The 5,489-nt window shown below is 38.3% G+C and carries 4 protein-coding genes; all 4 read left to right on the plus strand.

Annotated elements, in window-relative coordinates; genetic code table 11:
• Nucleotides 1-1,419: type I restriction-modification enzyme R subunit C-terminal domain-containing protein (locus ABIQ27_RS11435; protein WP_348034030.1), on the plus strand; the 1,419-nt coding region annotated here is incomplete at its 5' end.
• A 10-nt stretch (nucleotides 1,420-1,429) separates the two neighbouring features.
• On the plus strand, nucleotides 1,430-2,266 hold the full coding sequence (gene dinD, locus ABIQ27_RS11440; RefSeq protein WP_348034031.1) for a DNA damage-inducible protein D: 837 nt from the start codon (nucleotides 1,430-1,432) through the stop codon (nucleotides 2,264-2,266).
• 138 nt (nucleotides 2,267-2,404) lie between these two features.
• Nucleotides 2,405-4,315 carry a restriction endonuclease subunit S gene (locus tag ABIQ27_RS11445; protein ID WP_348034032.1) on the plus strand — a complete coding sequence of 637 codons (1,911 nt, stop codon included), beginning with the start codon at nucleotides 2,405-2,407 and terminating at the stop codon, nucleotides 4,313-4,315.
• A gap of 1 nt (nucleotide 4,316) precedes the next feature.
• Nucleotides 4,317-5,489: AAA family ATPase (locus ABIQ27_RS11450; protein WP_348034033.1), on the plus strand; the 1,173-nt coding region annotated here is incomplete at its 3' end.

A 5,489-nucleotide genomic window follows, 5' to 3' on the forward strand; every position in this document is an offset into this window, starting at 1 on the left:
TTTGAAGTGCCCAAAACATTGATCTTCGCAAAAACCGATTCACACGCGGAAGATATTATAGAGATCGTGCGTGAAGAGTTTGCAGAAGAAAATAAATTCTGCAAGAAGATCACCTACAAAAGTGAGGAAGATCCAAAGACTGTACTCAGTCAATTTCGTAACGATTACTATCCACGAATTGCAGTAACGGTTGATATGATTGCAACCGGTACCGATATACGCCCATTGGAAGTGCTGGTGTTTATGCGCGATGTAAAAAGCCGCAGCTATTACGAGCAGATGAAAGGCCGGGGTACACGAACCTGCAGCCTGGAACAATTAAAAGCCACCGGTACACCTGCTGCAAAAATGACCAAAGACCATTTTGTGATCATTGATGCCATTGGCGTAGAACAATCACAGAAAACAGATAGCCGCCCGCTGGAGAAAAAACCGGGTATGAGTTTGAAAGACCTCTTACAGGCAGTAGCCGTAGGCGCAAGAGATGAAGACACGCTAACCACATTAGCCAACCGATTGATACGCCTCGACAAACAGATCAACGAAAAAGAAAAAACAAATTTTATTGCAGAAGCCGATGGCCATACCATCAACCATATTGTAAAACAGTTGCTGAATGCCTACGATCCTGATACGATTGAAAGCATAAAACAAAACGCCCAACGCGAAACCCCAAACGCATCGCCTGCAGACCTGCATTCAACATTCAACATACAACATGCAGCATTAATAGAAAGCGCCGTAACCGTATTCCACAACCCCGCCCTCCGTACTTTCATCGCCGATGTTCGCAAAAAATACGACCAAACCATTGATACCATTAACCAGGATAGCATTACAAATATCGGGTGGGTAAAAGCCCAGGAAGCCGCTGCCGAATTAACCATCAGCAATTTTACAACATGGATAGAAGCACACAAGGATGAGATCACCGCTTTGCAAATCTTCTACGGGCAACCCTACCAGCGAAGGGAACTCACGTACAAAATGATCAAAGACCTGTACGAAAAAATAACCACCGAACAACCATTACTTGCACCCGCTCATGTTTGGCGCGCATACGAACAACTTGGCCAGGCTGCTGGTTCTGCAAAAAACGAATTGGTGGCATTGGTAAGTTTAATACGCCATCTAAGCAGGATAGATGATAACCTGAGCGCTTACGACAAAACAGTTGATAAAAATTTCCAGGCATGGGTATTTAAAAAGCAGGCGGGAACAACCACAAAATTTACGGAAGAACAGATGCAATGGCTGCGCATGATTAAAGAATACGTGGCCAATAGTTTTCATGTAGAGAAAGAAGATTTTGAACTGGATCCATTTAATAAGAATGGCGGGCTGGGAAAAATGTGGCAATTGTTTGGGGAGAAGACGGAAGAGATTATTAGTGAATTAAATGAGATCTTAGCTGCTTAAAAAAATCAAAATGAAAAAAGAATTAATAGCAGAATTGTTTCTTCAATTTGAAGCAGCTGCCTATGAATATAAAGGTCTTGAATGCTGGAGTGCAAGAGAGTTACAGCAAATATTCGGATATGCAGATTGGCGAAATTTTTTAAAGGTGATTGACAAAGCCCAGACCGCCAGCATACAGGCAGGTGAAAAATTGACCGACCATTTCGTTGAGGTCAACAAAATGGTATCGCTGGGGAGTACCGCGCAAAGAGAAGTTGAAGATATGGCGCTTACCCGTTACGCCTGTTATCTTATAGCCCAAAATGGAGACCCTGCTAAACCTACTGTTGCATTTGCGCAAACCTATTTTGCCGTACAGAGCAGGAAACAGGAAATTATTGAGAAAAGGTTGTTAGATGTAGAGCGCGTAAGTGCCAGAGAGAAGCTTTCGAAAAGCGAGAAGAAAATGGCAGGAATTTTATTTGAACGTGGAGTGGATAGCGCAGGTTTTGCCATCATAAAATCTAAAGGCGATCAGGCATTGTTCGGCGGCTTTACAACTAACGATATGAAAAAGAAATTGGGCATTCCTGTCTCAAGGCCTTTGGCTGATTTTTTACCAACCCTCACTATTAAAGCAAAAGATTTTGCTAACGAGCTAACTGGTCATAACATAGTTGAAAAAGACCTTCATGGTGATAAGCCAATTGCAAAAGAACATATTGACAATAATCTTGCCGTACGCAAAATGTTGAATGAACGTGGGGTAAAACCCGAAGCTTTGCCAGCCGCCGAAGACCTGAAAAAACTAAGCAGAAAAATTGAAGGCGATGGGAAAAAAGTAATAAAAGGGGGAAAGAAAAAATAGCAAATAAAAAAGCCCACAATTGCACTGATCTCAAACATAGTTCGGGAAACGGCTTGAAGCCGACGTTCATGCAAAGCAGACTTGAATACAAAGATAACACAAAGGGGAAATATCCTAATGTGAAAAACGAGCTAATAAATGACGGAGACAAAAAATATAAATCAATTACCGAGAGGTTGGAAATGGGTGAAGTTGGGAGACGTGTGTGAAAAAATGTCTAATGGTGCAAATGCAAAACAGTCCGATGATAAAATAGGATTTCCCATTTCCAGAATTGAAACTATTTGGAATGAAACCATTGATTTAGATAGGGTCAAATACATTTCAGAAACCGATGTTGCGTTCGTTGAAAAATATTCTTTAAAGAAGGATGACATTCTATTCAGTCATATAAACAGTGATGTTCATTTAGGCAAGACTGCAATTTTCAAGAATCAAACTAAAACACTTATCCATGGTATTAATCTTTTGTTGATAAGATTGAACCAAAATGCATCGCCAGACTTCTTCAATTACCAATTCAAATTCAAAAGAAGAAGAGGAGAGTTTATAAATATTGCTCAGAAGTCTGTAAATCAATCTTCAATCAATCAGCCTAAGTTGAAGAATCTGGACTTTGTTCTTCCTCCCAAGCACGCCCAACTTGCCATCGTTTCCAAAATAGAAGAACTCTTTGGTGAGTTAGATAAAGGCATAGAAAACCTGCGCAGTGCACAACAGCAATTAAAAACATACCGGCAGGCGGTTTTAAAATGGGCGTTTGAGGGGAAGCTTAACAATGAAAATGTGAAAGAAGGTGAATTGCCTGAAGGTTGGAAATATTCTAAGCTTGGCGAATATATCGAAGACATAAGTTCGGGTAAAAGTTATCGCTGTGATGAAAGACCACCCCAAAAGGATGAAGTTGGAATTGTAAAGGTCAGTTCAGTTACCTGGGGATTCTTTAGTGAAATGGAAAGCAAAACATGTTTTTCTAAAGATTTCTTTAACGCGAAATATCTTATTAAAAAAGGCGATTTTCTTTTCAGCAGGGCAAATACAATTGAGTTTATTGGCGCATGTGTTATTGTACAAACAGTTGAAAAAAAGGTAATGTTAAGTGACAAAATATTACGGTTGACTTTCACAAATGAAGTTTCAAAGGAATATGTACTTTATTATTTGCGTTCACGAAAAGGGAGAAAGCAAATTGAAACACTATCAACCGGCAATCAGGATTCAATGAGAAATATCGGTCAAGAAAAAATAAGACAAATCGAGTTCCCTCATTGCTCATCTAAAGATCAGAATAACGTCGTTCAGGCCATTGAAACCCGCCTCAGCGTAGCCGATAAAATGGAAGAAAGCATAACCCATAGTTTGCAACAGGCAGAGGCGTTGAGGCAGAGTATTTTGAAGAGGGCGTTTGAGGGGAGGTTGGTAAGTGAACTTGAACAACAAGAAACTGGATCCAAAGGAATCCCAATTGAACGAAAGGTGCTTGCGGGGAAAATAATACACCTATTGCATGATGATAAATATTTTGGCTTAACTAAATTTCAAAAAACATTTTTCGTTGCAGAACATTTTGCCGAGGTAGAATATGAAACTGATTATTTGCAAGAACGTGCCGGGCCTTATGATCGTGAATTCACAAGAGCATTTAGAAAAGAAATGATTGAAAAAGATTGGTTCAGTGAAGAAACAAAAATAAGCATGACACATTTTACTCCTGGTGAAAATGTAGGAAAACTTATTAAAGACTATCCAAAGTACTTCAGGAATAAAGGCTCTAAAATAACATTTGTATTAAAATTATTTAAAGACAAAACACTATTTGAAGCCGAATTAATTGCAACATTATATGCTGTATGGAACAATAGAATTATAAGTAGGCAATCAATCTCGGGGTCATTATTAATGGGCGACATTTATAGATGGTCGGCAGAGAAAAAGAAATATAATGAAAATCAAATAACGTCGATGTATGAATGGATGAAAACAGTAAAATTGATTCCAACAGGTTTTGGTAAAATTATCAAGTTGGATACTGAAATAAAAATTAAATGATATGGATTTACTTAATAAGGGTGGATATAATCTTCGAAACCTGAGTAAAATAAATATAATATTGGGTAAAAACGGATGTGGAAAAAGTACAGCTTTAAAGGCAGTAGAAGTTTCCTTAACAGGAGCAGCAGGTTGTTATGTAAAATACTTATCACCGGAAAGAGGGGGACATTTAACAAACGATCCTAATCTTGATCATAGTTTAACTGTAAATGGTCCACAGTGGTCTTCGGAGCAACTTAGGAAAAATCAATACCAACAATTTAAGCAGCAAAGTGTTTTTCAGTATAAAAAACTGGAAAATGTAATACTAAAAGAAATAGAAAAAATACCTGATTTACGAAATAATCACAATTATACTTTCGATACTCTTGTTGAAAAGATTAATTCATTGCTGACTAATATTGAAATTAAACGAACAGATACAGACTTCGAAATATTTAAAAAAGGAACAACTGATAAAATATCAAGCGAAGCTATTAGCAGCGGGGAATCCGAATTGATATCATTAGCAATTGAATGTTTGTTTTTTGACAAGAAATCTCCTGCAGGCCAAACAAACGTTCTATTAATTGATGAACCAGATGTTCATCTTCACCCAGATTTGCAAGTCCGGTTTGCAAAATTTATTAAAGCACTTACGACCGCTGGAAACTTTACTGTTATCCTTGCCACGCATAGTACCGCATTTTTGGGAGCGCTCTCTGAATATCAAGACGCGCGATTTGCCTTTATGCAAGCCTCCCAGACAGATTTTGATTTTAAAGAAATTGATGACACGTATTCAAGAATACTTCCCATTTTCGGAGCACATCCTCTGTCCAATCTGTTTAATGAATCTCCAATCTTGCTACTGGAAGGCGAAGATGATGTGAGAATATGGCAACAGGCCATTCGAACATCAATTAATCGTTTGAAATTATATCCCTGCAGCGTCGATACTATAGATAATCTAAATACTTATGAAAACGAAGTCGCATCAATGTTAGTATCCGTTTATGATGATGCTAAAGGTTATTCATTAAGAGATCGGGATGAAGATGCTGGAGAAATAAATGACATGCCTCCGGTTACGCGGTTTCGGCTAAGTTGTCGTAATGCAGAAAACCTTATTCTTACAGATGAAGTATTAATAAATCTCAATACGACCTGGCAAGAAATGGAACAACGGTTA

Source organism: Flavobacterium sp., from assembly GCF_039916025.1.
Lineage (GTDB): Bacteria > Bacteroidota > Bacteroidia > Flavobacteriales > Flavobacteriaceae > Flavobacterium.